The organism is Nonomuraea sp. NPDC050202, from assembly GCF_040656115.1.
GTDB lineage: Bacteria > Actinomycetota > Actinomycetes > Streptosporangiales > Streptosporangiaceae > Nonomuraea.
Window position 1 is genome coordinate 15,258 of the sequence record NZ_JBFALF010000021.1, and the last position, 26,823, is coordinate 42,080.

Consider the following 26,823-nt stretch of genomic DNA (forward strand, 5'->3'; position numbering starts at 1 on the left):
CCGCTTCAGTGAGACCGTGTGGCGGCAGACCGTGATGTGCAGGCTCAGCGGCGCGACCATTCGGCTGTGGAGCGGGGATCAGGTGGCGGACGATCGCGGGCGTGATGCCGACCGCAGGCGAGCGGCGCAGGATGAGGACGACCGGCGGGTGCACGACCTGCTGTGGGCGGCCGAGCAGCGTGATGGCGCAGCCGCGGAGCGGCAACGCCGCCTGAGCGACCACGGTGGCGAGGTCGTGCACGAGATGCGGCTGCTGGACGGCGAGCGCAGGTTCGCGGTGGCCGAACGGGCGCAAGGCCGGCAGGACCGAGCCGAGCTTCGGAAGTTGCTGCAGGGATGCGTGATCAGCGGCTGACCGCTGATCGGGATCTGAGCCGGCAACAGGACGACGCGGCCGAGCTCGGCGCGGTGCTGCCCGCCACGACCTCGCTGACAGCGCTGGTGTACGGGCTCAGCACAGCCGCCACCCACGGCTGGTCCGCCCCGCTGACCCCGGCCACGCTCACCACCGGCCTCATCCTCGCGGCGACCTTCGTTACGCTCGAAGCACGCAGCCCCGACCCGCTGCTGCCACTGAGCATCGTGGCCCATCGCATCCGTAGCGGCGCCTACCTCGCGTTCATCCTGGTCATGCTCGGCATGTTCGCAAGGTTCCTGCTGGTATCGCTCTTCCTGCAATCCGTCGCCGGCTACACCGCGTTGCAGACCGGCCTGGCGTTCCTGCCCTTCGCCGGGGCGGTACTGATCGCCTCCACAGCGACCGGCCGCCTGGCGGGCCGTATCCGGTCCCGTCTGCTCCTGACCGCTGGGCTCCTGCTCGCAGCGGCAGGCATGGCTTGGCTGACCCAGCTCGAGGTCGGCAGCGGCTACCCCGGCCACTACCTGGGGCATCTGCTGCCCGCGCTGCTGCTGTTCGGCGCGGGGCTCGGCGCGATCTCACCGGTCGCCGCGAACCTGTCCACCTTTCCAGGTCGCCGACCGTGTGTTGTGCGCTTGTTTCGCCCCCATCGGCGCACACTCGCCGTCGTTACGCTGCTGGTGGGTCTGTCTTCCCTGGTGTCGGTGGCCGCCCCGGCGGCACGGCCGTCCAGCTCTACTGGCGCCTGCGCTGGGCGACCTCGCCGCCCTGCACGTGCTCGATACCCGGCAGTACCGCGACCCGCACCTGTGCGGCGCCGGCTACAGCAACTGCCCGCTCCCGGCCGGGGCCAGCCGCACCATGCTCGGCCTGGACCAAGAGCAATGGCTCCCAGACGGTTTCCGGCAGGCCTCGCTCGTCGTCGTGGCCGTCACCTGGTGGCGCGCGCCAGGAGTTGCGACACCAGCCGCCGCCCGGAACCCCGGCTCCCCACGAACACTCGCGTGATCATCACTCTCCATGGTCGACATTGCCCCTCCGCAGGACCGGTCCAGAAGATCGGGAACCGTGTGTCGCCGTCCATCACCCGGTGAAGGGCTCGAGGAAGAAGCGGCCCCACGCGATGAACGCCGCGATCGCGAGGTAGATCACGGTCATCAGCACGAACACGGATTCGCCGCGTCGAGCGTGGGTGATCACGGCGCCGACCATCAGCAGGATCCAGCAGACCGCGGTCACCGGCACCAGAACCGGTGCGATGCCGAGCGCGGCGGGCAGGATCAAGCCCGCCGCGGCCAGGAGCTCAAGGACGCCCAGGGTCTTGAGGAAGCCGACACCGGCGTCTGCGGTCCAGCCATAGGCGAGCGCCCTCTGATGGAACGCAGCCAGTTTGTCCTTGGGCACGAACGTCTTCTGGATGCCGCTGCTCAGCGCCAGCACGGCAAGGAACCCAGCAGCGATCCACAGCGTGAGGTTCATCATCTACTCCTTGATCGAGGATTGCGTGCACCCTCAAGACGAGACAGCGACCCGGCCAGTGACAGGTCCCCGAATCCTCGCGCGTCCTGGCTTCAGCGGGATCCCCGGCGGGGCCGTATGTCGTGCCGACCGCAGCGACCCTGACCTGGCGACTGGCCGTCCGGGGGATACAGCTTTCCCGCGCGTGTGAGGACGCTCACACCGCGTCACAGCCCTTGGGGGGATCTCGTCTCAGAGGGCATGACCAACTCGGAACAGACCTCGGTGCTGATCACCGGAGGCAACAAGGGGCTTGGCTTCGAGGCGGCCCGGAGGCTCGGCGAACAGGGCTGGACCATCTTCCTCGGCTCGCGCGACGAAGGGCGAGGACGGGCAGCCGCCCGCAAGCTGACCGACGGCGGCGCGAACGTGGTCATGGTCCCGCTGGACGTGTCCTCGGACGAGTCGGTGACCGACGCCGTCCGGCTCGTCCGCGAGCACACCGATCGGCTGGATGTGCTGATCAACAACGCCGGCACGCCAGGAAAGGGCATCACGCCGGCAGACGCGACGGCCGACGAAATTCATTCCGTCTACGACACCAACGTGTACGGACCGGTCAGGGTCACGCACGCGTTCCTGCCCCTGCTGGAGGCGGCGGACCATCCGCGGGTGGTGATGGTGTCCAGCGGTGGCGGTTCCTTCGCGGTCGTGACCGATCCGGAGCACCCCGTCTCGAAAATGCACGAGCTCGCCTACACCTCGTCCAAGGCGGCGCTGAACATGATCACCGTCCGGTACGCCCAGGCGATCCCGCAGGTCAAGTTCAACTGCATCACTCCCGGAGAAGTCGCCAACCACAAATTCACCGCCACCGACATGAACAACCACACCGGCTGGCTGACGGGCACCGAGGGCACCGAGGGCACCGAGGGCACCGATCCGATCGTCAAACTCGCGCTGAGCGACGCCGACGGACCGACCGGGACCTTCACCGATCGGCTTGGCCCCGTTGCCTGGTGACCACCGCGCATCCCTCGGCTTGTGCCGGCGAGCCCGCAAAGGCCGAGGTGACACCTCTCGCAGCCATCGCTGTCCTCACGAGGGCGGCGGTCGGCGCGGCGCGCGTATCAACGCCGACCTTGAAGGACCGCAACAACTCAGCCAGATCCGTTACTGGGAGGTCATTCATGACGAAGAGCGTTGACAGCGAACTCTCCGACCTGGAACTACCGGTCGAGCGAGGCTGCCCGTTCACCCCGCCCGCCGCCTACGAGCGACTGCGCGAGAAGGCGCCGATCAACAGGATCCGCCTGGTCAACGGTGGCGAGGTGTGGTGGGTGTCCGGGCATGAGGAAGGCCGTGCCATTCTCGCCGACCGCCGCTTCTCCTCCGACAAGCGCAAGGACGGCTTCCCGCTGTTCAACGTCGATGCCGCCACCCTGCGGCAGCTCCGCAGCCAGCCGCCGCACATGCTCAGCATGGACGGCAACGAACACGCCGCTGCCCGCCGTCCGGTGATCGGCGAGTTCACCGTGAAGCGGCTGGCCGCGCTGCGCCCGCGGATCCAGGACATCGTCGACCACTTCATCGACGACATGCTCGCCACCGACCAGCGGCCGGTCGACCTGGTGCAGGCGCTGTCCTTGCCGGTGCCGTCCCTGGTGATCTGCGAACTGCTCGGCGCGCCGTACACCGACCATGACTTCTTCCAGGGCCGCACTGCCGTGGCGGTGCGCCGGGCCTCCTCGCCGGAGGAACGTCAGCGGGCCTTCGCCGAACTGCGCGCCTACCTCGACGACCTGGTCACCCGCAAGGAGTCCGAACCCGGCGACGACCTGTTCAGCCGGCAGATCGCCCGGCAACGCCAGGAGGGCACCCTTGATCACGCGGGTCTGGTGAGCCTGGCCTTCCTGCTGTTGACCGCCGGGCACGAGACCACGGCGAACATGATCTCGCTCGGTGTGGTCGGGCTGCTCTCCCATCCGGAGCAACTGGCCCTGATCAAGGCCGACCCGGGCAGGACGCCCATGGCCGTGGAGGAACTGCTGCGCTACTTCTCCATCACCGACACGGTCTCCTCCCGGCTGGCCACTGACGACGTGGAGATCGCCGGGGTGAGGATCAAGGCCGGCCAGGGCGTCATCGTCTCGGGCCTGTCGGCCAACTGGGACCCGGCGGTGTTTGTGCATCCGGCCGACCTGGATGTCGAGCGCGGAGTCCGCCACCACCTCGCCTTCGGATTCGGCCCGCACCAGTGCCTGGGCCAGAACCTGGCCAGGATGGAACTGCAGATCGTCTTCGACACGTTGTTCCGCCGCATCCCCACCCTGCAGCTCGCCTCACCGGTCCAGGACCTGCCGTTCAAGACCGACGCCGTCATCTACGGCGTTCACGAACTCCCGGTCACCTGGTGAGGACATGATGCGGATGAAGCCGACATGACACCGGGGTCTGCGCCGGCTTCGGCCAGTGCCTTCCGAGCCGGCCGTGTTCGCCCAAGACGACGACGGCATCGTGGTCCTGCTGACCGACCACCCCACGGCGAGACCACGGCGCAGGGGGCGCGGCGCCGTCAGCACCGACTTGGTTGGTGATCTTGGGGTTCTGCCGCCCGTGTTGGAGATCTCCGACGTCGCTGGCGTCGTGTTCGACCAGATGACTCGATCCAGAATCAGGAAAGGAAGCAATTGATGACCATGACGGAGAAAGCAATGGGGTCGTTGGCCGGGAAGGTCGCGGTCGTGACCGGAGCGGGGTCCGGTATCGGCGCGGCGACCGCGGCGACGCTGGCGGCTCTGGGAGCCCGGGTGTGCTGTGCCGGCCGTACGCTCGAGAATGTCGAGCGGACGGCCGGGGAGATCGTGGCCGCTGGTGGCGAGGCGTTCGCGATGCGGGTTGACGTGGCATCGCCTGAGGACAACGATGCGATGGTGCGCGAGACGGTCGCCCGTTACGGCGCCGTGCACATCGCACACCTCAACGCCGCGACGGGGCACTGGGCCGGTGTGCTGGACTACCCGCTGGAGGAGTGGGACCGCACCATGGCGGTGAACCTGCGTGGTGTGCTGCTCGGTTTGCAGGCGGCGGGCCGGGCGATGCGCGACGCGAGTGGCGGCTCGGTCGTGGTCACCTCGTCGGCTGCCGGGCTCACCGGTGTTCGGATGTCAGCGGCGTACGCGGCGTCGAAGCACGGGGTGCTCGGATTGGTCAAGTCGGCTGCCCTGGAACTGGGGCCGGTCGGTATCCGGGTCAACGCCATCTGCCCGGGATACATCGCCAGCAACGATCTCACCCGGAAGATGGGCGAAGAGCTCGACGTCGCCAGCCGATTTCCGCTGGGCCGGCCGGGGCGCAGCGAGGAGGTCGCCAACCTGGTCGCGTTCCTGGCCGGTGAGAGCGCGTCGTTCATCACGGGCAGCGTGTTCACCATCGATGGCGGCTGGCTGGCCGGCGGCATCGACCTCGGTGGCGATGCCGAGCAATAGACGATCAGCGACGACTGAATGGCTGCCATTGCCGACACGTCCTCCCTGACCTCATGGAATCGGCCGAACAGGGCACCCCCATCGCCGACGCCGCCGCTGATGAGGTCGAACGTCGTTCCTGTCCACGAGGCGACGTCGAACCCGGTTCTCCCTGCCGGTAACGGGCCGGGACCTACCACACCGGCCGTTTCACCACGGTGCCACGGCTGGCCAAGCGACCGCGGGTCCCGGCCGCCCGTCATGCCCTTGGCGATGGTGCGTTCCTACGCGGCACTGGTCAGGGCGGCCAGCCACACCAAGGCGGAGCTGCTTGCCTCGGGGATCTTCTTGGCGATCCAAGGGAATGACACTAGGACGCCAGCAGGTCGAGGGCGAAGCCGTACAGGAAGATGAAGAACGCCAGCCAACGCAGTGGGTGCGCGGGCCGCTCGCGGTCGAGAAGTTGTGCCAGCGACTCCGCCACCACGCGTTGCGGAAGATAGAGCGCGTGCAACCAGCGCTCGTAGAGCTTGCCTTCCCCGAGCGAGAGCCCGACTGTTCCGGCTATGGCGATTGCGGCCAGGGTGAGGGTGTACCAGTCGCCAGGGTCCAGCGCGAAGCGGATCCCCAGCACCAGGGCACCAAGGAGAAGTACGGCGGGGCCCACCGCCTTGCCTGCCAGCGCGCGCCGCCGGCGAGCCTTCTCCACCTGCATGCGCTCGGAATCGGACAGCTGGTCCATCACCACTTTCCACGCCATGGCTTCCAGTTGGCGTTCATGTTCGGGCGTGATGGGCTTACCGGCGATCTCGCCTTTGAACCAGGCATGGAGTACGTGGTAGTCGAGGTCGCTGAGGGGCAGGTGGTCGGGCACGTGAGTTGCTGGCGGGTCGACGAGTTCGGGGTCGCCAGTCGTCGTGTGCTGATGGCCCAGGGCGTACGCGCCCAGCATCACCCGCCGGGTCACCACATGGCTCGTCAGCCAGTCGGCCGCGCGCAGGTATGCAGACACGCCTGTCCGGCGGTCGATCTTGGGATCGATGCCCCGTTGCCGTAGCCCAGCACGCGCGCCGATCGCGCGCAGCCGGTTGGGGTCCGCCAGGTCGATCAGTACGACAAGTGCCGCGATGAACTGCAGCACCTTGCCGATTCTCCCCCACCAGGCCATCGTGGTGAACCCCAGCTGGAGCTCCTCGGTACTTCCGCCAGTGACCCACTGCTCGACCACCTCGGGCAGCCCGTTGAGCAGTGCCAAGACGATGCTCGCCAGTCCCACGCCTGAATACAGCAGCCGACGCCGCCACTTACGCGCGGGAGCCCTCAGCCGCCGTCCCCACACGGACCAGAGCCAGAAGGCGAGCACCACAGCAGCCGCTGCTACCACGGTCCAAGCCAAGCGGCGGCTCTCCAAGGTCGTCAGCGTCAAGAAGCCGATGGCGACCACGAGAGCGATGGTTATTCGCACGATCACAGAGAAGCGCGCCGGGAGCGCGCCGTCCACTGATTCGCCGGCCCCGCGAGTGCACCCTGGACGGTCTGGCCGCCGCCCGCGCCCGGCACGCTCGCGGCGAGTCCATCACGGCAAGGGGATACGAAGACTGACGCGAGAACCACCTCGGCGCCGAACAAGCACTCAAAGACAGCGGCCTGCTCCCCGGGGTTCGACGCAATTCGGGGTTCCTGGAGGTAGCGGCGGGGTGATGCTGCAGGTCACCGCCTTGGGCCCTGGGTTTCTGGCCGGTTTCGCCTAGAGACGCGATTTTCTGGATTTGTCGGCGCTGGCCTGGGTCGTGCTCGTATGGTCTGGAGTCGTGTACGTGAAGACGACGAAGCGGGAGAACAAGTCCGGGACGGTCCGGTATCTGCATCTGGCCCATAACGAGTGGGATCCGGTGAAGGGACGGGCGGTCCCTCGGGTGCTGTTCACCTTCGGCCGTGAGGACGAGTTGGATCGTGAGGCGGTCCGGCGACTGGTCGCGTCTCTATCGGCTGCTTGAACCCGGTGAGGTGCTGGCCGCCACGGCTGCCGCGGACCTGGAGTTCACGTCCTCGGTGCCGTTCGGCGGCACCCATGTTCTCGATCACCTGTGGCAGCGTCTGAACATCACCACGATCACGACGAAGCTCGGTCCACGGGGCCGGGGTCGTCCCCGTGACCTCGCAGCGACGGAGCGGACGCTGTTCGCCTTGGTCGCCAACCGGGCGATGGACTGGCTGCACGGGGTGAGGAACGAGCTGGAGAAGCAGGTGTTCGACGAGGTCGCGAACCTGCTGAACCTCGAGGTCGACCTGCTGCTTTTCGACACCACCAGCACCTGCTTCGAGCTGGAGGAGGCCGACGAGCCGATCGCCCGGGACGAACACGGGCAGCCAGACCCCGAGGGCGACGGCCGGGAGCGGGACGACAAGCGAGATGTGGGTTCCGGACCTACGGCAAGTCCAAGGACTCACGTGACGATCTACCGCAGATCGTGATCGGCATGGCCGTCACCAGGGACGGGATCCCGGTCCGCTGCTGGTGCTGGCCCGGCAACACCGCAGACCAGAAGCTGATCCGTCAGGTCAAGGACGATATGCGGGACTGGACCCTGTCGAAGATCGTGTGGGTGACCGGCCGGGGGTTCTCTTCCGAACGCAACCGCCGCTACCTGCGGCAAGGCGACCACCAGTACATCATCGGGGAGAAACTCCGCTCCGGATCGGCGGAGGTGAAGGCGGCCCTGTCCCGGCAGGGCCGCTACCAGGACGTCGCGGGGAACATGCGGATCAAGGAGGTGCGAATCAGTGACACCGAACGATTTGTCATCTGCCACAACCCCGAAGCCGCCGAGCGCGATGCGCACATGCGTGAGCAGCTCATCGCCCAGCTGAACGAGCTGATCGACGGCACCGACAGCCTGTCGGAGTTCAAGCGGGGCGAGCTGCGCGGGAAGATCGCCGGCAAGCCCGGCCGCAACCGCTACCTCCGGACAACGCCGGCCGGGAAACTGCGGATCGACACCGCCAAGGCCGAGGCCGAGGCCGAGGCCGAGGAGAACCTCGACGGCAAGTACCTGCTGCGCTGCAGCGACCCTCACCTGTCGGCCGAGGACATCGCCCTGGGAAACAAGCAGCTTCTCGAGGTCGAGCGGGGCTGGCGCGACATGAAACAGATCATCGACCTGCGGCCGGTCTATCACCGGCTCGAAGAACGGACGCTGACCAGCCAGAACATCCCCGCCTAGAGAAACGCCTCCAAGCACGATCAACCACGCCTGCCCAGGTCAGACCCCCGAAACCGAGCCTCCAGCCCACCGAATTAAGTCGAACGCGGGCTTGGACGAAGGCGGTGCGTGACCTGGAGTCGACGGGATGGGCGCGAGGTCTCTGGCCTTATCCGCATGCGCGCCTACGATCTTTGACAGAGCGATGAGCACGACAACACGCGCTACAGGTTCGGGAAGCACAGGCGGCCGCTGCGAAGCGACGGGACCGCATTGACGACCAGGCCCAGCTCGCCACCAGGCGGCAAGCTCCTTCCTCTTGCACTCTCTCGCGCACGAATCGAGGATCGGATGACGAAGATCGTTCCCCTGACTGTCGTACTCACGCTCGCGCTGGTCGGTTGCGGCGGGCAACTCCGGCCCTTGAGCACGCAATCGCCCACATCCCGTACGACCGGCCCAACGCCCGCCGGCTCCACGTCTTCCGGCCAGGTCGCTTCCCCGGGCCACGAGCTTACGCGCTCCATCTGCGAGCGGCTGGACTTCCTGGTGTCCACCCAGCAGGTGGACGAGTTACGAGCCATTGGCGACTTGGACAACCAAGGGCGCACGCTCCGACTGAGGGTTGCGCAGAGCTACGTCGACTTCACGGAGCGGCTTTCCCTGCTCGCGGGGCAGGCGGAGGGAGAACTGCGCGACGCCCTGGCGGACTGGGCGCTGGCCGGCAGCGAGGTGGCGTTGCACGTAGCCAAGAAGCCTGGCCGGGACATTGTCCTTGACTACGGTCCCCCGCTGAAACGGCTGACCGCGGCCCAGAAAGCGACCGAGAAGATCTGCGGGCGCAAGATCCCGAACACTGGGAAGTAGAATTGCCCAGCGCGTAGCAGTTGTAGGTGGTTCCGGTTGCAGGACAGCGAACGCCCAGCTCAGCCAGTGTCACCACTGCAAAAGAGCTACACCCGTCTAGATTCGCCCCCAGCGTCGGCCTGACCATCCACCTTTGAACAGGGGGGATGTCTGCCTTGCTCGCCGAGATCCTTTGCCTGGCACGGGTTTACTCGCGGACTGGCAGCTGCGGCCAACCTACCTGCCTTACGTGTCTGACACTCATCCAAGCGGCTGACCAGCTAGTTCGCTTGGCGACCCCAGATAAGCGCTGCTACGCCGGCGATGCTGACTGGACACAACACGGCGGCGTCCCTTCGGGAAGGAACGCCCTGGCAGCGTGCTCGATCGATCGGGGCCTGAGCCTGGCCTAAGAGTGCCACGACAAGTGTGAACGGTCTCACCAGTCGCCCCGGTACAGCTGGCCACGTACCGCGCCCCCCGGGAACTTGGCGTTGTGCAGGTTGGCGTACCAGTTCCCGGGGTTGTTCCAGATGCGGCGGGAGACGGCGGCCGATGTCGGAGCGCTGCCCGCCAGCCCGTTGACGCTGGCCGGCAGGCCGCCCTTGGCCTCGAAGAACGGCACCACGACGGGCCCGTTCCTGCCCTTCGGCGCGCGGTGGATGTGCGCGGCCGTCGGGGCGCTGATCTTCTTCCAGGCGGCGGCGAACCACACCAGCCGACCCTCCGGCTGCACCAGCCAGGCGGCGCGCCCGTTGCCGTCGCCGACCTTCGTGCCGGGGGCCGGGATCTCCTGCCGCCCGTCGGCCCGCGCGGTGAGCGTGTGGCCGAAGCCGTGGGCCAGCACCGACTCCATGGACACCGGCCGGACGCGGTGCAGCTGAGCGCGTACGGCGCCGCCGCCGAACTCGGCGTTGTGCAGGTTGGCGTACCAGTTCTGCGGAGCGTTGAGTATGCGGCCGAGCAGGGCGCGGTCCTTGACGACGACCGTGCCCTTGACGGCGTGCAACTGGGCGGGCAACGCCGTGGCGAAGAACGGGATCTTGACCTCGCCGTTCTCGCCCGCCGCGCCCCGGTGGATGTGAAACCCGCTGGGCGCCTTCACGTTCTGCCATCGCACCGCGTAGTCCACCCGCTGCCCGTGGACGCGGAACACGGCCAGCGCGCTCCCGTCCTGGTCGCCGACCTTCGTGCCGGGGGCGGGGACCTCGTTCGCGCCCGTGAGGGAGGCGGCCAGGTACACGGGGGTGCTCGACGACGCGGCGACGGGGGTGACAGAGGTGGCGATCATGGCCGTGGCGACGGCCAGACCGGGAACAGCGAGGGTGCGCTTCTTCATGGCCGGCCCTTTCGTCTGCCTCATCGGTGAGGCCGAATTGCTTGCTCCTGGGAGGTACGGGCGGCGTCACGAGTCAGGTTCACCATCAGCCGCACCGGCCTTCCGGAGGCTCAGCGGGAGGCGACCGCGACGTCCCCGGCCTGCGAAGCGGGTTGAGCGAGGACGGCGAAGGGGCCTGCAGGGCCTTGACGGCGTGATCGGCGTGGACGGGCTTGGTTTCTTCGGCACGATCACTGCCCGCAACGTGCGCGGCGCCCAGGGCAGCTGCGGCCGCCGTGCAGGACCTGACCGGCCACCAGGTGACCGGCTGGGACCAGGACGAGCCGCAAGCCGCAAGCGCCATCATCAACCACAGCCGCACGCCGGTGCCGTCAGCACGCTCTCTTTCCGCCCGGTCGCGACCAGCCTTACCTCCAGGCGTGATCACCGCTGCGACGAGCTCAGCTCATCGTGATCGTGCTGATGGAGGAGCCAGGCGGCAGGTCGCGGACTTGTTCGTGGATCTGACCGGCGATGTTCAGCCCAACCACGAAGTCGATCACTCCCAGGTTGTCCGCGCTCACCTCGCCCCCGAGGACCGGTGGGCGCGTGAAGTCATACACCTGTCCGGCCCCCGGACTCAGTCCTCGCTGCGCGGCCGCCAGCGCGAGGCTCGCCAGCAGATATCGCTCCTGGCCATCAACGGTGTTCAGTTCCGCCTGCACCGCATCGGCATCCTCCCAGGACCGAGTGAGGCTGCCCTCCATCGCATCAAGCCACCAGAAGCCGTCCTCCGCCCGGAAGATCACGTCCCCGAACAGGGAGGCGAGCACCGGTACCTTGCCCTCCAGCCCGATCCAATGCCACGACTCCAGACCCTGCTCGAACTGTTCCGGAGTGAAAACCTTCGTCAGTTCCATCCCGGTATCCAACCGCATGATCGGTCGGGGCGAGACCGCTGGTGACGCGCCGGCATCCATTGCGCCAGACCGGCAGTCCTGAACAGCTCACCCATCCAGTGCGATCTTGACAAGTGCAGAGAAGGAACCGGAACCAGCGCGGCAGGTCCATCCCGTACGAGCGCTGCGTCGTCGCCGGCCGTCCCATTGCCTGCAGATCGCTCAGGTACACCGCGAGCGGCCCAACTACCTCCCCAGCCGAATCAACCAGTCGGTAGGGCTCCCACACATCGCCCATCTCGGCCAACGCACCCACCCGCGGCACGAGCACGCTGCGAGATCCCGTTCGGAATCGTCCCTTTCGATCATGAGCCGGGACCCTAGACGTCCCCAGCAGTGCCTGTCTTCTGAACTGGACAAACGCCCTCGTTAGTTCAGTCAACAGGTACACGAGCGCCGCCTGCAGGATCCGCAAGCACAACACGCTCATCTCCAGTTCCTCACGCCGGTTGGTGGCGATGTCGCCTGGGAAGCGCGTCGAACTCGGAGCGTGTCAGAGCACTTGTCGCCGCTTGTCGTCTGCTGAGCGCCGTTTGATCGTTCCGGCGAAGCGATTCCACCCAGCAAGCCTGGTCATGACGGACATTGTGCGATCCAAAGGCCCTAGGCCCACCAGAGAAGCCCCGCGGGGCTCGGAGAAGTACGTCCGGGAGCGGTGCGGGGCGCCGAAGCAACCGTCATGATCACCGGAACGGGCCAAGGTATCTGGACGCCGGAGACGGCCTTCAACCAACGATCTCCGACCGACGATCTCCGATCAAGATCGGATTCGCATTCCTCCACGGGTTCAAGATGCGCCCGCTGCGCGGCCGCACTGCTCATAGGCGGCACGCCCGCCCGGTGACGAGAGCCCGCTCTCGTCACCGGGTCTGCACCATCCGGCCTGGACCTACCCGCTGGTCCTGGGCCAGTACTCGTCGCCCATCGGCGCGACCCCACTGCCCTTGGGCCAGTACTCGTCGCCCATCGGCGCGACCCCACTGCCCTTGGGCCAGTACTCGTCGCGCAACCGGGCGAGAGCCGTGAGGTGTGGAACGCGGCGGTGACCGGACCGTCGTTCCTGCTGTCCGGCGGCAGCCGCACCGGGGATCGGCTGACCTTCTCCGGGGTGGGGATGCTCGCCGCTGGAGGCCCGAATAGTACGGGTATGGACAGCGCCGCCACCGGCACCGTCACGCTCGCCAGGAACGGCAGCCCCCTCGCCACGGGCGCGTTCGCGAACTGCCGGCTCAACGACCAGAAAGGGTGCGGGCTCCAGGCCGACCTGCCCGCCGGGGCCGCCGACTACACGCTGACGGCGTCCGTGCGGCGCGAGGTCCCGTACTCGACGCTCACCACCGGCACGGAGTCGGTGTGGCGGTTCCGGTCGAAGACCACGGCGAAGGAGCAGCCGCTGCCGCTCATGGCGGTCCGGTACGCGCCCGAAGAGCTGGACGACCACAACCGCGCCAAACCCGGCAGCAGCACTCGCGTGCCGCTGTGGGTGGAGCGCAATCCCGGCGCCGCGAAGGCGTCGGTCACGTCGATGCGGCTGGAGATGTCCACCGGCACCGGCTGGCGGCAGGTGCCGGTCGTACGCGATGGCACGCGGTGGACGGCCGTGCTGCCGAACCCGGGCCAGGCCGGGTTCGTGTCGCTGCGGGCGACGGTGTCCGACTCGTCGGGCGCGGGGGTGACCCAGACGATCACTCGTGCGTACGCCGTCGGCTGACGTGGATCGGCGGGTGACGCAGACGTACGCGGTCGGCTGACGGAGTTCGGCCGGGTGGACGACACCCACCCGGCCGACTCTTCTGCCGGGCGCTGAGCGTGACCGCAACCTGGGTGGCGTGGGCCGTTCTCGGCCTCCTGCGCCGTCCCGGCTGGCTCGCCCTGCCGGACCGGCAGGGGCAAGGTGGCCGTCCAGTACCACACCGCCCTTTTCCGGCTCGGCTCGTGCCCGCGCTCGCCAAGGCGCTCACCGTGGCCACCCCGGCCGTCCGCAAGCCGGGCACGCTCTGGATCGAACTGCCCCGCCCTGCCGCACCCGGGGCCGAACCGGCCGGGCACGTGCGGATCGGGTACGCCCGCGCCTCCACCGTCCGTCAGTCCCTGGCCACCCAGCTCGACGCGCTCCAGGCCGCTGGCGTCACCCGCGTCTTCGCAGAGAAGATCTCCACCCGCGCCACCACCCGGCCCGAGCTCGACAAGGCCGTCGCCTTGGCCCGCGAGCTCCGCTCGGCGGGTGTCGCGGTCACGCTCGTGGTACACGAGCACAAGCGGCTCGGCCGCGCCTCGACCTGGCCGCCCTGGCCGAGCAGCTGCGCGCCGCCGGCATCGGTCTGGAGTTCCTCACCGGCGAGCTGCGGGGCAGCCACGACCCCGCCGGCGCCGTGTTCACCGTGCTCGCCGCACTGTCGGGGATGGAGCGGGAGTACATCCGTGACCGCACCCTGGAAGGTCACGAATCGGCCCGCAGCCGCGGCAAGACCATCGGCGGCGCCGCCGTCACCGACGACGCCATGCTGTCCATGGCCCTGCACCTGCGCGAGCAGAACCTCAGCCTGCGCGACATCCCCGCCCGCCTCGTCATCACCAAAGGCAAGGAGGGCCGCCACCCCTCGGCGGCCACCGTCCTGCGCATGCCGCGTGAACACGATGGTGACGCGGCGCCGGCGTCCACCACCGGCTGGCCAAGCTCGCGAGCCGTCGTACCCGCCGCCGTACCGACGGCTTACATCGACGTTTCCGCTGGTCAGGCAGATGTGTTGGACGTTCGGCGGATGCTACGGCAAGGCCGGACCGTGGCCTGCACCGATCCCTGGGGACGAGGACCGCGAGGGCTCCTGCTGCGAGCGCTTCGACTGCGTGGGCTACGAGTGCCGCAGCAACCGTGGCATTCGTGAGAACGGCCGTGGCTACGACTGTGGGTGACGACCGCGTGAGAGGGCGGTGAACACTCTCCGCCCGCTCTGTCCGGTTTGACGATCACACCAGCACAATGTCGCCGTGATCCGATTTCTCCTGATGCACCTGCGTGTCCTGCTCGTTGGCTGCCTGGCAGCGGCCGGGCTGCTGTCGTTCTCCGGCGGCGCCGCCGTGGCCGCCACGCAGCCCCCGGCAGGACGGCCGCCGTACTCGCTGCTCCAGATGAACCTCTGCCTCAGCGGCTACGCCGGTTGCTACGGCAAGACGCAGTACCCGAAGATCCTCGACGAGACGGTGGAGCGCATCCAGGCCAACGACGTCAACGCGGTCACCCTCAACGAGGCGTGCAGCGGCGACGTGGCACAGATCGCCGAGCGCACCGGCTACCACTACCGCTTCGCCACCGTCATCTACAACGGCGCGCCGCTGGCCTGCAAGACGCCGAGCGGGCGCGGCGAGTTCGGCAACGCCGTGCTCACCAAGGAGGCGATCCGCGCCGCCGAGGACGCGCCTTACTCCGTGTTCAGCGGCGTCGAGCAGCGGCGCTGGCTCTGCGTGACGACCGCCCGCGGCGTGGACGTGTGCACCAGCCACCTGTCCACCGACGGCGAGGCCCCCGGCTCCGCCAACTCCGCCCAGTGTGCCGAGCTCGCCCAGGTGCTCGCCTCCCGCGCGGGCCGGCCGGTCGTCTTCGCCGGGGACGTCAACCGCCGCACGTCGTGCGCGTCCGAGGGCCTGTGGACGCTGACCGACGCGACCGCGAGCCAGGCTCCCGGCATCCAGCACGCCTACGGGAACCTCACGGGGCCGGAGCTGGAGATCGAGCGGACCACGTACACCGATCACGACGCACTCGTGATCCGCGGCGGCCTGCCGAAGTAACGCCTCACCTGCGAGACCTGGCCAGGACCGACAGAGGCGCCGTCCCGGTCACGATGGCCTCATCGCCCGGGCGGGGGCGGGCGTGCAGGTGCTGATGCAGCAGGTGCTGGTAGGTCCGGTAGAGCGGGGTGGCCGAGGTCTGGCGGGCCAGCGCCTGGGCGGCGCCTTCTCGGGGTCGGCGGCGTGCAGCAGCAGCGCTGCAGTTCGCTAACGCCGTCGAACGCCGCCTCCAGGCCGCCGGTGTAGGGGGCGAGCAGCGCGCGGGCGTGCTCGGCAGCCCGGGCGTGCTCCAGGCCGAGCCGCACCGCGGCGGTGGCGGTCACACCGGCCTCCAGCATGGCGGGGCCGCGGTCCATCAGCACCAGTTCGCGCCGGGGGGCGGGCGTGCCGTTATCTGGAGTGCCGAGAAGGAAGGCGACCATTTCCTGACCACACATGGCGGCACGCGGGTAATTCGCAGACCCATGCCTGTTCACCTGTCGTGCAGGAGGGAAACCAACCCCGAACGGCAGCTGACAGCACGGAAACGCGAACCCAGCGGGCCGGTCGAGGCCACCGTCGGCCAGCACTCGGAAGAACCGGTCGCTTTGGCGCAGCCGCGCGGGCAGCAGGACGCTGATCACGGCCGCCGACACGGCGGTGCCCGCCACCCTGCTGGGCCCGCATCGAGGACGCGCTGGCCGTCATCCCGTCCGCCCGGCCCGCCCGCTCACGGCCGGCCAGCTCACCACCCGGCTGGCCCGCGCCACCCGGCTCTTCGACCGAGGCGAGCTGGCTCGGCTGGTGGCCGCCCTGCCGGACCTGCTGGCCGTCGCGCACAAGAGCGTCGAGCAGCGGCCCACGCCCGATGCCTTCATCTGGGCCGCCGCCTGCTACGGCCTGGCCACCGAGGCCCTGTCCAAGGCGGGACGGCACGCCAGCAGCCGGCTCGCCGCCGACCGCGCCATCATGCTCGCCCGCCTGTCCGGCTCGCCCACCAGCATCGCCCTGGCATCACGCCGCCTGGACGTGGTGCTGCGCCATGAGAGCAAGCACACGCTCGCCGACCAGGTGGCGCTGGAGGCCGCCGGCCACCTGGAAGCGACCGGTCTCACCCGCGCGCCGGAGCTCGCGGTATACGGCAGGTGCTCTGTTCGGCCGCCTACACCGCCGCGCAACACGGCGACCGGGCCCGCGCGCTGGAGCTGATCCGTGACGCCGCCGCCGCGGTGCGACGGCTGCCCCACCCGCGCCAGCCGCACCCGATGCACCTGGGGCGGCGGCGACCGCAACAACCCCTGCCCCGACGACCCCGAGTACACCGTTACCGACAAGTCCCGGCACCCGCCGGTCCTGCTGTGAGACTCACCTCCCCCGCTACCTCGCTTCTCGGCCCCCGCGCTGAATCAAGGCCAGGGCGGCAGCGCTGGTCCGACGGGCGGCCATCGACCCCGAGACCTGCCGCCGACTGTGGGAGATGTCCGAACGCCTGACCAGCGTCCGGTTCGCCCTTCCGCCGCTCACGGCTTCACCTTGAGCCTCTTCTTCGACGCGCCCGGGAACACGATGACCAGGTGCTCCTCCCCTGTCTCGCCGAGCCGCACGTAGACCCGGAGCCGGTAGCGGCCCTTGCCCGCGATCGCCAGGTTCGGCATCGGGGCGCCCGCGCCCACCTCGCCATCGCCCATCTCCGGCACGCTGAGCCGGCCGCTGCGGCTGACGATCGGCACCTCGTTGACCAGCTCCCACCCGGCCGTCCGCAGTGGCGGTGCCGTACGGAAGGCCTTCACGGTGAGGCACAGATCGGACACGTCCTCGACGTGCCCGACGAGCACCGTGCTGCCGGCCACCCCGATGGGTGAGCCGTCGTCGTCGTAGAGCTCGTCCACCGCCCGGTCCATCGCGCCTTCGGCCGCTTCGTCCTCGGGGTCCTGGACCACATAGCCGTGATCACCGTCGACGAACAGGAAGTAGTTGGCCGTGGCCTGCACGACACCCTTCCGCCGAGGCCACGGGTCGCGGCACTTCGCGTTCGCCTCGGCGATGTAGGAGTCGTTCGCCGCCTCCTTCGCCGCGGTCGACCGCAACAGCTCGGGACGGGTCGCTGCGATGATCTCCGGGCAGACGTAGACGAGTTCCCGCGGGTCCGCGCCCCAGGCGGGCCGCTCGCTTCCGGCCCGCTTCAGAATCGCCTCCTGCTCCTCGCGGTCCTTCGCCCGGCACAGCGACCGTCCGTACGCGAGAACCCCCTGGTCCGACAGGCTGTCCGGGAACATGGGGGGCACCCCGCCAGCCATGTTCCGAGCCAGGCACAGGAACATGGCGTCGCGTTCCTCGGGCTTCAGGTCGCCGAAACTGGGCCGGTCATAACACTCCGTCGACCAGCCGGAGTAGGAGAGGTGCGCGGACTCCTCCGGGTGGATCTGTGTGATGACCGGCAGCACGGCCACGGTCGCCACCGCGACCCGGAGCGCGCGCTGCCGCCCGGGCCGGAGGTCGGTCAAGCGCTCCTCAGTGGGCAGTTCACGGGCGGTCGCCGCCATCCACACGAGGCTGACGAGTTGTACCGCGTCCATCACGACCCACACCACCGTGTGGCCGCCGGAGATGCTCTCAAGGAGAATGTTGAGCGGGAGCGCCAGCGCGAGCACGCCCACCGACAACCATCCGGCGGTCAGCGTGCCGCGGCTCCACCGGCCGTCACGCCACTGCCCCATGACCGTGATGACGATCGCCGCCGGCCCACTCAGCATCAGGAACAGCCCGACGCCGCCGCTCAGTGGAAGCTCCAGAAGGTCCAGCTGGTCGAGCAGATCGTTGGCCATCCCGGCCAGCTCGATCGCGAACAGCACGCCGGCCGCCGCGCGCAACAAGCCGGACCGCCATCGGATGACGAACAGGTAGAGGACGTCGATCGCGGCGAACAGCACGAGCTCGAACGCCAGATCAACCCCACCGGGGAACAGCGCGATCGGATACCAGAGGAAGAGGGTATACGCCACCGCCAGATAAAGCAGCCAACGCAACGCCGTCGCCTGGCGGTTCATCGGTCCCGGCACGGGCGCGCGCAGGATCAGCCACAGGAGCGCGGCCTTCACCAGAGCGGACACGAACATCGCGACAGTCGTCACAACGTCGAACCTGTCGTGTTCGGCGAACCCCGCATAATTCGGCGGTGTCCACGTGGCGGCCACCCAGAGCCAGGCGTCACCAAGCACCAGGCCCGTGACCGCCGCCACGACAATCAGACCGACTATTACGGCCCTGACAATCCGCCATAACCCACCCGGAAGCATGGGACGCGATCTTAGCGCCGCCCACCGACAGGCCGCGATTTCCTGATCGCCTCTGCCGGTTGGCATCTCGACACCGGGAATGCGGTTATCAAATCAACAGGGCGTCGCACCCGCCAGAGCGTTTGTGAGTCTCACCGAGCGTACGCAGGAAGTGGACCGCCCGATGGTCCCTCTCTCGCGGGGCGGCCCGTAGAGATCCCAGACCCGCGGCTCGGCCTCCCGCACCCGCACATGGCCGTCTCCGCCCACCACGGCAACGTACATGTGGTGGCGTGAGCAGCCGGATCCGGGGCGCGGATCTGAATCCCAGCACCGCGCTGCGGTCTTTCAGAGCCAGGGAACATGCCTTACGTGCCTGACGAGATCATCCGACTCTGACCTGCGGGAAGAGGCCAAGAACCCAAGATAACCATCGGCCCGCCAGCGCGACTTTTCGTTCGTAGGCTGCTCAACCCCCGACTCCGGCTGGGAGGGCGAGCAGCCGCCCCAGGTGGAGGCGTGGCGTAACCGCTGGACCCTCGACACCCTGCAACTGCGCTACGGCCGCTGGTACCCCTTCACCCGGCGCGAGGGTGAAGGGTGGCCCGCCGGAACGCGACCCCTCCGCGCTGCTCGGCTGAGGCGCTGTCCCGGCAGCGCGGCCGGTGGCGGAGGCGACGCCGTGGAACGTCACCTCCGGCCGTGTGGACCTGCCCGCTTCCCGCCGCCACCGCGACATGGTGGTGCTCAGAAGTCGTAGACGAAGTACGATCCGACGCGGAGGATGTCATCGCGGTACACGGTGCCGAGGTACTGCCCCGGATCGCAGTTGTCATCTCTGTACACGTCGACATGCGAACGCTCGAGGTCGTTCCGTATGTATCTGACGTCGCTGCCCGGGTAATCACGGCAGCCATGGGGCGGGTTGACGATGGGCGCCCCGCTGATCCTCGACGTCCCTCTCCCGGCGTGGGCGGGAACCGCTGTCGCGGCCACCACCACGAACGCCACAGTCAAGGCACCGCCGGCTCGGACCATGCGTTTCACCTGCGCGAACATTCGCACCTCCATCAGAGTCGCCACTTGCAGTAAACAGTCACCTACAGATGTCCACAGTTGTGCGACCCGGGTCGTCAGGAGGCGACCGAGATGACGTGACGGACCAAGGCGCGATCGTCGATCAGTTCCAGCATGCAGTCGGCCAGATCAGCGCGCGTGGTGCTCAGGCCTCCGCGCACCGCGAGATCCCTGGCCGTCCGGTAACGGTTGGTACGCCCGGCAGACGGGCCGACCGCATGGAGACCTTCCCAAGCTCGGCGAACTGGAAGAGTCCGTGCCTGATCTGAACCGCCCGGCCACGGTCGCCGAGGAGTTCGGCAACCGCCAGATGCTGCACCTGATGCGGCTGCGCCTGCTCGGGACATTCCTCCGCATGCTGGACGCGGAGGTCGCCGCGGGTAACCTGACGCTGGCCGTCCGCGAGCAACGGCGCCTGCTCGCCGAGCAGTTCGAGACGTGGTACGGCCAGGCCGAGGCGGTCCGCCCGGCCTGCCGATCGAGTTGCGCAAACTGGTCGCCATCCAGCTGAGTGCCGCTTTGGCCGCAGCCTTCCACCTGGCAGAAGGGGCGGCATGATGATGAGCGGACTGCCGTGCCTGTCGATCGGCGCCGGACCGCCGCTGATCGTCCTTCTCTTCACGCCAGAGGCTGCCATCCCGACCGGCCTGGGACGCCGCTACCTCATGCGGACGGTGGGGCCCTTCACCGAGCACTTCACCGTTCACGTCCTCACCCGCCGGCCCGGGCTGCCACCGACCACGACCATGGCCGAGCTGGCCGCCCACTACGCCGGAGCGATCGAGACGACCTTTTCCGAGTCGGTGAACGTGCTCGGCATGTCCACCGGAGGCTCGCTGGCTCTCCAGCTCGCCGCCGACCACCCCCGCCTGGTCGCTCGCCTGGTCCTGGCCGGAACGGCGGGCACGCTCGGGCCGATCGGCAAACGTGCCCAGCGTGCCTACGTCGACCGGGCACGACGCGGACAACGCCCGAGCCCCGCCCTGGCCGAACTGGTGACCGAGTCGACGATCGGCCGAGCCCTCGTCAAGGCTCTGGGCTGGGTAGCCGACGGCCGCAAGGACCACACCGACGCCGCCACCATGCTCAACGCCGAAGACGACTACGACCTGCGCGGGCGACTGCACGACATCAAGGCTCCCACGTTGCTGATCCAAGGCGAGGACGACCTGGTCTACCCGCTGGAACTGGCCCGCCGGACCGCTCGCGGCATCCCCGGCGCGCGCCTGATCAGCTACCCCCGCACAAGTCACGCCGGGAACTGGCGGCGATGCTGGACAGCCTGGCACCCGCGCAGTGGGACGCGCCGACCTTGTGCGCCGGAAGGCGCGTACGAGAGGTCGCGGCTCACATGTCGATGGGAGCCTGGGTGCGCCCAAGGGCACCGCCGTGCAGGTGGGGCGATGCAGCGGCGACAAGCGCCAGCAGTTCACCTTCCCCGTGGTCAAGGAGGGCGTGTGGGACACGGTCATCCAGATCAGATGGAAGCACCTGCGCAACCTGTGCCTGCACCACAATGTGCGGCGTCCGTGGGAGATCTCCGCGGCGACGTGCGGCCATTCCGGCAGTGACCAGCACTGGGTCATGGTGCGCCGATGACAGCCCGCCTGGCCCGGCGGCGGTGACGGCCAGGACCTCCCACAGCTGCGGCGGGCCACCACCCCGATGAATCCCTGGTGCGCCCGGTCACTCGTACGGTCCGGTGTCCCGGATGCCGCGCGGTGATCGCGTTCGAGGCCAACGCCGAGGGAACGCGGGTGCTGGCCGCGATGAAGGTCGTGCCGGACGGGCCGGCCTGCCGCTCGCGCCCCCATGCGGTCATGGGGCTGCCGCTGCGCTGATCGACCCGCTGGTGGGCACGGGAGGGGCCCGCCATGTACCCGCGACGTCACCGGTCGCCTGAGGGCGGATCCCACCACAACAGGCCGAAGCATGCTTCTTGTGGCCGCCGGGAGCATCTCCCTTCGGTCGTGGCTCATGGTCAGTTTGCTGCAAGTGTCGCAGTCATGCCTGCGCGTTGGAGATGGCTGGTGCGCCCTCGCCCGGAGGAGTTCGGCCACCGATCGCATCGGCGCCTCCGCGCACACCCGGCGCGCCTACCGCGGCGACCTGATCGCCTTCGCCGCCCACCACGGCGAGGAGATCAGGATCCGCTTCCGGGCGGGTAGCGCCGGGACCGGCCGGAGCGATACCCAGTTGGCGATCGCCGTACCGGCTCGCGGAGGGGTGGCATGGGAAGCGGTTCGAACGAGACCTTGGGCGCCGGCCTGGGCGTGCTGGCGGTGGACGACGCGCCGGGCCAGGTACGGGAGCTGCACGCGTGGTTGTCCGAGGATCCCCTGGTCCGCCGCTGGGTGCGCCTGGTCGAACGCGAGCCCCCTCCGGGAGCGCTGGGCCCGATGGCCGAGGCGGTGCAGGTGGTGACCGGCTCACCCGGCGTGGTGGCGGCCGTGGCCGGCGTTCTGATCGCCTGGCTGCGCTACCGCACCAGCGACGTGACGGTCAAGGTGCGCAGGACGGACGACGACACCGAGGTCGAGGTCAGCGCCCAACGCGTCAGGACGCTGAACGCCGAGCAGACCCGGGCCCTGGCCGCGCAGATCGAGGCCGCACTCAAGGACGGGTCGCCGCCCGCGGAGGGCCCGCGTGAGTGACCTGCCGGGGTTGCTGTCCGGCCCGGGGGTGCGGGCGCTGCTGGTGGGGTCGAGCCGGCATGTTCCCGGAGCGCTGGCGGGCGACGTGCCCGCGGCGGCCACGAGCGCGCGGGATCTCGCCGACGCCCTGGTCAAGGCCACCGGGCTGGCCCGCGAGCACGTGACCTGCCTGCTGGATCCGCCCGATCCCTCCCATCTGGCGGCGGAGATCGACGCCCTGGCCGGACGGGCGAGCGAGGTGCTGCTGTTCTGGTACGCCGGCCATGGGCTGATCGGACCGGACAACCGGCTGTACCTGGCCACGCGGGCGAGCGTGGACCTGGGACGGGGGCCGCCACGCAACCAGGCGCTGCCGTACGCCGAGGCGCGCGAGCTGCTGTCCAGGAGCCGGGCCGGGCTCAGCATCGTGATCCTGGACTGCTGCTGGGCGGGCCGCGCCGCGGGCTGGCCGGACAGCTATCTGCTGACCGCGACCAGCATGGACGAGACCGCCTGGTCGCTGCCCGGCGAGCGGCACACGGCGTTCACCGGGGCGCTGATCCGCCTGCTGTCCGAGGGGGATCCCGCGGGGCCGCCGCTGCTGTCCCTGGACGACGTGCACGCCGCTCTCAACCGGGATCTGCGGGCGCGCGGCCTGCCGCTGTCGCGCAGGCAGGCCGCCGACGCCACCGGGCGCCGTCCCTTCGTGGTCAACGTCGCCTACCGGCTTCCCGCGGGACGCCCGCTGCCCGCGCCGGCGGGGCAGGACGGCAGCCGCAGCCCGTACCTGGGACTGCACTCCTACGGGGAGGAGGACGCGGCGCTGTTCTTCGGCCGCGCGGAGCTCACGCGCACGCTGGAGGAGCGCGTGCGCCGCTCCGGCGGGGAGCCGCTGCTGGTCGCCGGCCCTTCGGGGGCGGGGAAGTCGTCGGTGCTGCGGGCCGGGCTGATCCCGGCTCTGGGCGTGCGCCGCTGCCTGCTGCTCACGCCGTCCGCGGCCCCGGCGGCGCGCCTGCGGGAGGCGATCGAGGCCGTCGCCGACGTCCCGGAACGGGCGGAACCGGCGGAGCAAGCGGGACGGGCAGAACAGGCAGGGTGGGCAGGACAGGCGGAGCGGGACGCCACGTGGCAGGACCTGGTGGAGGCCCTGCCCGGGGACGCGGTGATCGTGGTGGACCAGTTCGAGGAGGTGTTCACCGAATGCACCGACCAGGCGCAGCGGGCGGCGTTCATCGCCGCGCTGGCCGCGGCGGCGCGTCGCGCCGCGGTCGTGATCGGCGTGCGCGCCGACTTCTTCGGTCACTGCACCTCCTTCCCCGAGCTCACCCACGCGCTGGAGCACCCGGTCGTGGTCGGCCCGCTCAGCCGCGAGCAACTGCGCGAGGCGATCGAGCAGCCCGCCGGGCTGGCGGGCCTGGCCCTCGAAGAAGGGCTGGTGGAGCTGCTGCTGGAGGACCTGGGAGCCGGGCTGGGCGGCCCGCCGCTGCCGTTGCTCTCGCACGCGCTGCTGGCCACCTGGCAACGCCGCGAGAACGGCGTGCTGACTCTGGGCGGGTACCGGGCCACCGGCGGCATCGGCCAGGCGCTGGCCCGTACCGCCGATCAGATCCTGGACGGGCTGGGCGAGGACGGGCAGCGGCTCGCCCGCCGGATGCTGCTGCGGCTGGTGCACCTGGGCGAGAACACCGGCGACACCCGCAGGACCGCGCCGCTGTCCGACGTGCTGCCGGCCGGTGAGGAGCACGACCTGGCTCGTGCGGTGCTGGACGCCTTCACCCGCGCCCGCCTCGTCACGGTCGACAGGGACCGGGCGGAGATCGTCCACGAAGCGCTGATCCGGGCCTGGCCCCGGCTGCGCGCCTGGCTCCAGGCCGACCGCGCCGACCTGCTGGCGCTGCAGCAGCTCGCGCAGGACGCCACCCGCTGGGACGCCCACCACCGCCAGGCCGGCTACCTCTACAGCGGCGCCCGCCTGGCCGCCATCGCTCCCGCGCGGCGGCGCTGGGAGGCCGACCCCGCCCAGCACGCCGCGCTCGGGGAGGTCGCCCGCGACTTCCTGCGAGCCGGCGACCAGGCCGTGCGGCGGCTGGCGCGGCGGCGGCGGGCGACGTTCGTCACGCTGGTGGCCCTCGTGATCACGTCGCTGGCGGGCGCCGGGACCGCCGTCCTCGCGGCCCGCGACGCCGATGCGCAGCAGCGGCTGACCGAGATCCAGAGCCATGAGGCCCTGTCACGTCAGCTCGCCACGCAGAGCGAGCGCGTCCTGACCCGCGATCCCGTCCAGGCGCAGGCGCTCGCCGCCACCGCCTGGCACTTCGCGCCCACCGACGACGCCCGCCGCGCCCTGCTCAGCGCGTCGAGCACACCCGGCAAGGGCTCGCTCATCGGGCACGGCGGGGCCGTCGAAGGGGTGGCGTTCAGTCCGGACGGCCGGACCGTGGCCAGTTCCGGTCAGGACGGCACGATCCGGCTGTGGGAGGTGGCCACCCGGCGCCAGATCGGCGCGCCGCTCACCAGCCGGAAGACGGAGATCGACGCGGTGGCGTTCAGCCCGGACGGCCGCATTCTCGCCGCCGCCGCCGACGACGCCACGGTACGCCTGTGGGACGTGGCCACGCGCCGCCCGCTCGGCGGGCCGCTGAAGAGCCGGGGCGACCTCAGCACGCTGGTGTTCAGCCCGGACGGGCGCACCCTGGCCGGCTCCGGTTATGCCGGGAAGGGCGTGCAATTGTGGGACGTGGCCACGCGCCGCCAGATCCGCCTCCTCGCGGGACAGGGCTACGGGATGGGGTCGGTGGCGTTCAGTCCCGATGGCCGCAGGCTCGCCACCACCAGCGACGATGCCGTGACGTTGTGGGACGCGGCGACCGGGGGCAAGATCGGCATCGTCAGCTTCGAGAAGGAGATCCGATCGGTGGCGTTCAGCTTGGACGGCCGCACGCTGGCCGGGGCGGGTAGCGGCACGGAGGTGGAGTTGTGGGACGTCGCCACCCTCCGGAGCAAAGGCTCCATAAGCAGCGGACACGACCCCCATCACGTGGCCTTCAGCCCCGACGGCCGGGTCCTGGCCACCACCGGGGGTGACGGGACCAAGCTGTGGGACGTGGCCACCCGGCGCCAGATCGGCGCCACGCTCGGCGGCCACACGGACGAGGTCGTCTCGATGGCCTTCAGCCGCGACGGCCGGATGGTGGCCACCGCGAGTCTCGACAAGACGATCCGCCTGTGGAACGTGTCCATCTTCCGCGAGTTCGGGGCTCCGCTCGCCGCCGGGACGGACGAACTCATGTCGGCGGGGTTCAGCGCCGATGGCCGCACCCTGGTCACGACGGACGAGAACGACAAGGTGCGCTTGTGGGAGGTGGCCGCCGGCCGCCCGATCGGCGCCCCGTTCACCGGCCGCCTGGCGGCGCCGGCCCCGGACGGCCGCACGCTGGCCGTGGTCACCGGGGACGGCACGGTGCAGTTGTGGGAGGTGGATGGACACCGGCGTCTCGGCGAGGCCCTCACCGCCGATCGCTCGTACGTCGATGACCTGCTGTTCAGCCGGGACGGCCGGGCCCTGCTCACGCTCGGCCGGGAGGGGACGAGGCTGTGGGAGGTGGCGACGCGCCGCCCGATCGGCGTCCCGATGGAGACGGAGGGGACGCCGTACCCGGTGGCGGCGTTGAGTCCTGACGGCCGTCTCCTGGCCGCCGCGACCGAGTTCGACGGCAATGTCGTGGGACTGTGGGACGCGGGCGCCCAGCGCCGCATCGCGGCCCTCACCGGTCATGCGGGGGCGATCATGGCGCTGGCGTTCAGCCCCGACGGCCGCATCCTGGCCAGCGCCGGGGATGCCGTGGACAGGACGATCAGGTTGTGGGACGTGGCGACCCGCCGCCAGATCGGCACGCCGATGACCGGACATGACGGGGGCGCCACCTCGTTGACCTTCAGCCCCGACGGGCGGTTCCTGGCCAGCGGCGGCAACCGGGACAGGTCGATCCGCCTGTGGGACGTGGTGACCCACCAGCCGATCGGCACCGCGATCACCGGCCGTGAGGCGCGTGTCGCGGCGATGGCGTTCAGCCCGGACGGCCGCACGCTGGTCAGCGCCGGAGGTGGCGTCGAGGCGGCCATGCGGCGCTGGGACGTCGCCCTTCCCGCGGACCGTGACCTGTTCGCCTCCGTCTGCGTCGCGGCCGGCAGGTCGATGACGGCGCAGGAGTGGCAGGAGTTCAGCCTGCCCGCACCGCATCGGCGGGCGTGTTCCGCCGTGCTCGGCCGGTGAAGCAACCGTGCTAGGCCGGTGAAGCGACGAAGCGGTGGAGTCGCGTCGCTCAGGTCGGGCGGGGGGCGGGCGGACGTGCGCAGGGCCAGCTCCGCCGCGCCTAACGCCTCGACCGGGCCGCCGTCCCGAAGGCCCGGCACGTAAACCACCTCGCGTCCAGGGCGGCCGACGAAGGCTACCGACGGATG

At 69.8% G+C, this 26,823-nt stretch carries 23 protein-coding genes and 2 pseudogenes; 18 read left to right on the forward strand and 7 right to left on the reverse strand.

The genetic code is table 11. From position 1 onward, the window contains the following. Positions 1-82 precede the first annotated feature (82 nt). Positions 83-355: a hypothetical protein gene (locus AB0I79_RS39780; RefSeq protein ID WP_357884864.1), complete on the forward strand. Its 273-nt coding sequence runs from the start codon at positions 83-85 to the stop codon at positions 353-355. Between the two features lie 777 nt (positions 356-1,132). Further along, entirely contained in the window at positions 1,133-1,366 is a 234-nt protein-coding gene (locus tag AB0I79_RS39785) for an alkaline phosphatase D family protein (protein ID WP_357884866.1), read from the forward strand. A 75-nt stretch (positions 1,367-1,441) separates the two neighbouring features. Here the strand turns inward: AB0I79_RS39785 and AB0I79_RS39790 are convergent, their stop codons facing one another. Then, positions 1,442-1,840 carry a DoxX family protein gene (locus AB0I79_RS39790; RefSeq protein WP_357884868.1) on the reverse strand — a complete coding sequence of 133 codons (399 nt, stop codon included), beginning with the start codon at positions 1,838-1,840 and terminating at the stop codon, positions 1,442-1,444. 237 nt (positions 1,841-2,077) lie between these two features. On the opposite strand from AB0I79_RS39790, the gene AB0I79_RS39795 reads away from it, so the two are divergent. From AB0I79_RS39795 to AB0I79_RS39805, 3 genes are all read left to right on the forward strand, one after another. Continuing rightward, positions 2,078-2,839: an SDR family NAD(P)-dependent oxidoreductase gene (locus AB0I79_RS39795; protein ID WP_357884870.1), complete on the forward strand. Its 762-nt coding sequence runs from the start codon at positions 2,078-2,080 to the stop codon at positions 2,837-2,839. Positions 2,840-3,006: 167 nt separating this feature from the next. Next, the gene (locus tag AB0I79_RS39800) at positions 3,007-4,233 is read left to right on the forward strand and encodes a cytochrome P450 (RefSeq protein ID WP_357884872.1); all 1,227 of its coding nucleotides are present in this window, start codon (positions 3,007-3,009) and stop codon (positions 4,231-4,233) included. A gap of 276 nt (positions 4,234-4,509) precedes the next feature. After that, positions 4,510-5,304, forward strand: coding sequence for an SDR family NAD(P)-dependent oxidoreductase (locus AB0I79_RS39805; protein ID WP_357884874.1), 795 nt, complete (start codon positions 4,510-4,512; stop codon positions 5,302-5,304). Between the two features lie 349 nt (positions 5,305-5,653). Here AB0I79_RS39805 and AB0I79_RS39810 read toward each other — a convergent pair whose 3' ends face one another. Beyond that, the gene (locus AB0I79_RS39810) at positions 5,654-6,727 is read right to left on the reverse strand and encodes a hypothetical protein (protein WP_357884876.1); all 1,074 of its coding nucleotides are present in this window, start codon (positions 6,725-6,727) and stop codon (positions 5,654-5,656) included. Positions 6,728-7,236: 509 nt separating this feature from the next. Here AB0I79_RS39810 and AB0I79_RS39815 point away from each other — a divergent pair. The 3 genes from AB0I79_RS39815 (at position 7,237) to AB0I79_RS39825 (ending at position 9,353) form a co-directional block, all read left to right on the forward strand. After that, positions 7,237-7,758, forward strand: a complete 522-nt coding sequence (locus AB0I79_RS39815; RefSeq protein WP_357884878.1) for a hypothetical protein — start codon at positions 7,237-7,239, stop codon at positions 7,756-7,758. Between the two features lie 5 nt (positions 7,759-7,763). After that, positions 7,764-8,507 carry a hypothetical protein gene (locus AB0I79_RS39820; RefSeq protein WP_357884880.1) on the forward strand — a complete coding sequence of 248 codons (744 nt, stop codon included), beginning with the start codon at positions 7,764-7,766 and terminating at the stop codon, positions 8,505-8,507. A gap of 330 nt (positions 8,508-8,837) precedes the next feature. After that, positions 8,838-9,353 carry a hypothetical protein gene (locus tag AB0I79_RS39825; protein ID WP_357884882.1) on the forward strand — a complete coding sequence of 172 codons (516 nt, stop codon included), beginning with the start codon at positions 8,838-8,840 and terminating at the stop codon, positions 9,351-9,353. A 418-nt stretch (positions 9,354-9,771) separates the two neighbouring features. Here AB0I79_RS39825 and AB0I79_RS39830 read toward each other — a convergent pair whose 3' ends face one another. Together AB0I79_RS39830 and AB0I79_RS39835 are read right to left on the reverse strand one after the other, a co-directional pair. Next, the gene (locus tag AB0I79_RS39830) at positions 9,772-10,671 is read right to left on the reverse strand and encodes a CHRD domain-containing protein (RefSeq protein WP_357884884.1); all 900 of its coding nucleotides are present in this window, start codon (positions 10,669-10,671) and stop codon (positions 9,772-9,774) included. Between the two features lie 440 nt (positions 10,672-11,111). Next, positions 11,112-11,570 carry a hypothetical protein gene (locus AB0I79_RS39835; RefSeq protein ID WP_357884886.1) on the reverse strand — a complete coding sequence of 153 codons (459 nt, stop codon included), beginning with the start codon at positions 11,568-11,570 and terminating at the stop codon, positions 11,112-11,114. 1,081 nt (positions 11,571-12,651) lie between these two features. Here AB0I79_RS39835 and AB0I79_RS39840 point away from each other — a divergent pair. The 3 genes and pseudogenes from AB0I79_RS39840 (at position 12,652) to AB0I79_RS39850 (ending at position 15,398) form a co-directional block, all read left to right on the forward strand. Then, the gene (locus tag AB0I79_RS39840) at positions 12,652-13,320 is read left to right on the forward strand and encodes a hypothetical protein (protein WP_357884888.1); all 669 of its coding nucleotides are present in this window, start codon (positions 12,652-12,654) and stop codon (positions 13,318-13,320) included. Positions 13,321-13,658: 338 nt separating this feature from the next. Then, positions 13,659-14,494: pseudogene (locus AB0I79_RS39845) on the forward strand (recombinase family protein). Between the two features lie 103 nt (positions 14,495-14,597). Then, a complete protein-coding gene (locus AB0I79_RS39850) occupies positions 14,598-15,398 on the forward strand; it encodes an endonuclease/exonuclease/phosphatase family protein (RefSeq protein ID WP_357884890.1) in 801 nt (266 codons plus the stop codon). Positions 15,399-15,457: 59 nt separating this feature from the next. Here the strand turns inward: AB0I79_RS39850 and AB0I79_RS39855 are convergent, their stop codons facing one another. After that, a complete protein-coding gene (locus AB0I79_RS39855) occupies positions 15,458-15,820 on the reverse strand; it encodes a hypothetical protein (RefSeq protein ID WP_357884892.1) in 363 nt (120 codons plus the stop codon). Between the two features lie 217 nt (positions 15,821-16,037). Here AB0I79_RS39855 and AB0I79_RS39860 point away from each other — a divergent pair, with 217 nt between their 5' ends. After that, a complete protein-coding gene (locus AB0I79_RS39860; RefSeq protein ID WP_357884894.1) occupies positions 16,038-16,586 on the forward strand; it encodes a hypothetical protein in 549 nt (182 codons plus the stop codon). 3 nt (positions 16,587-16,589) lie between these two features. Continuing rightward, positions 16,590-16,739 carry a hypothetical protein gene (locus AB0I79_RS39865; RefSeq protein WP_357884895.1) on the forward strand — a complete coding sequence of 50 codons (150 nt, stop codon included), beginning with the start codon at positions 16,590-16,592 and terminating at the stop codon, positions 16,737-16,739. Positions 16,740-16,897: 158 nt separating this feature from the next. Here the strand turns inward: AB0I79_RS39865 and AB0I79_RS39870 are convergent, their stop codons facing one another. Together AB0I79_RS39870 and AB0I79_RS39875 are read right to left on the reverse strand one after the other, a co-directional pair. Beyond that, positions 16,898-18,508: a hypothetical protein gene (locus AB0I79_RS39870; protein ID WP_357884897.1), complete on the reverse strand. Its 1,611-nt coding sequence runs from the start codon at positions 18,506-18,508 to the stop codon at positions 16,898-16,900. An 891-nt stretch (positions 18,509-19,399) separates the two neighbouring features. After that, complete coding sequence (locus AB0I79_RS39875; protein WP_357884899.1) at positions 19,400-19,711, reverse strand: hypothetical protein; 312 nt, start codon at positions 19,709-19,711, stop codon at positions 19,400-19,402. Positions 19,712-19,985: 274 nt separating this feature from the next. On the opposite strand from AB0I79_RS39875, the gene AB0I79_RS39880 reads away from it, so the two are divergent. The 5 genes and pseudogenes from AB0I79_RS39880 to AB0I79_RS39900 all read left to right on the forward strand — a co-directional run bounded on the left by AB0I79_RS39880 (position 19,986) and on the right by AB0I79_RS39900 (position 26,635). Further along, entirely contained in the window at positions 19,986-20,240 is a 255-nt protein-coding gene (locus tag AB0I79_RS39880) for a hypothetical protein (RefSeq protein ID WP_357884901.1), read from the forward strand. 235 nt (positions 20,241-20,475) lie between these two features. Further along, a pseudogene (locus tag AB0I79_RS39885) lies at positions 20,476-20,922 on the forward strand (alpha/beta hydrolase); the annotation flags it as partial. Between the two features lie 77 nt (positions 20,923-20,999). Continuing rightward, a complete protein-coding gene (locus tag AB0I79_RS39890; RefSeq protein WP_357885190.1) occupies positions 21,000-21,398 on the forward strand; it encodes a hypothetical protein in 399 nt (132 codons plus the stop codon). Positions 21,399-21,960: 562 nt separating this feature from the next. Beyond that, entirely contained in the window at positions 21,961-22,383 is a 423-nt protein-coding gene (locus AB0I79_RS39895; RefSeq protein WP_357884903.1) for a hypothetical protein, read from the forward strand. Next, a complete protein-coding gene (locus AB0I79_RS39900) occupies positions 22,376-26,635 on the forward strand; it encodes a caspase family protein (RefSeq protein ID WP_357884905.1) in 4,260 nt (1,419 codons plus the stop codon). Before AB0I79_RS39895 ends, AB0I79_RS39900 begins: the two co-directional genes overlap by 8 nt. The last annotated feature ends 188 nt before the right edge of the window (positions 26,636-26,823 follow it).

Bases quoted from the DNA above. Each gene is read 5' to 3' on its own strand.
- AB0I79_RS39790 (WP_357884868.1), bottom strand. From the start codon at position 1,840: ATGATGAACCTCACGCTGTGGATCGCTGCTGGGTTCCTTGCCGTGCTG.
- AB0I79_RS39795 (WP_357884870.1), top strand. From the start codon at position 2,078: ATGACCAACTCGGAACAGACCTCGGTGCTGATCACCGGAGGCAACAAG.
- AB0I79_RS39800 (WP_357884872.1), top strand. From the start codon at position 3,007: ATGACGAAGAGCGTTGACAGCGAACTCTCCGACCTGGAACTACCGGTC.
- AB0I79_RS39805 (WP_357884874.1), top strand. From the start codon at position 4,510: ATGACCATGACGGAGAAAGCAATGGGGTCGTTGGCCGGGAAGGTCGCG.
- AB0I79_RS39820 (WP_357884880.1), top strand. From the start codon at position 7,764: ATGGCCGTCACCAGGGACGGGATCCCGGTCCGCTGCTGGTGCTGGCCC.
- AB0I79_RS39825 (WP_357884882.1), top strand. From the start codon at position 8,838: ATGACGAAGATCGTTCCCCTGACTGTCGTACTCACGCTCGCGCTGGTC.
- AB0I79_RS39830 (WP_357884884.1), bottom strand. From the start codon at position 10,671: ATGAAGAAGCGCACCCTCGCTGTTCCCGGTCTGGCCGTCGCCACGGCC.
- AB0I79_RS39835 (WP_357884886.1), bottom strand. From the start codon at position 11,570: ATGGAACTGACGAAGGTTTTCACTCCGGAACAGTTCGAGCAGGGTCTG.
- AB0I79_RS39855 (WP_357884892.1), bottom strand. From the start codon at position 15,820: ATGGTCGCCTTCCTTCTCGGCACTCCAGATAACGGCACGCCCGCCCCC.
- AB0I79_RS39875 (WP_357884899.1), bottom strand. From the start codon at position 19,711: ATGTTCGCGCAGGTGAAACGCATGGTCCGAGCCGGCGGTGCCTTGACT.
- AB0I79_RS39890 (WP_357885190.1), top strand. From the start codon at position 21,000: ATGCTGGACAGCCTGGCACCCGCGCAGTGGGACGCGCCGACCTTGTGC.
- AB0I79_RS39895 (WP_357884903.1), top strand. From the start codon at position 21,961: ATGGGAAGCGGTTCGAACGAGACCTTGGGCGCCGGCCTGGGCGTGCTG.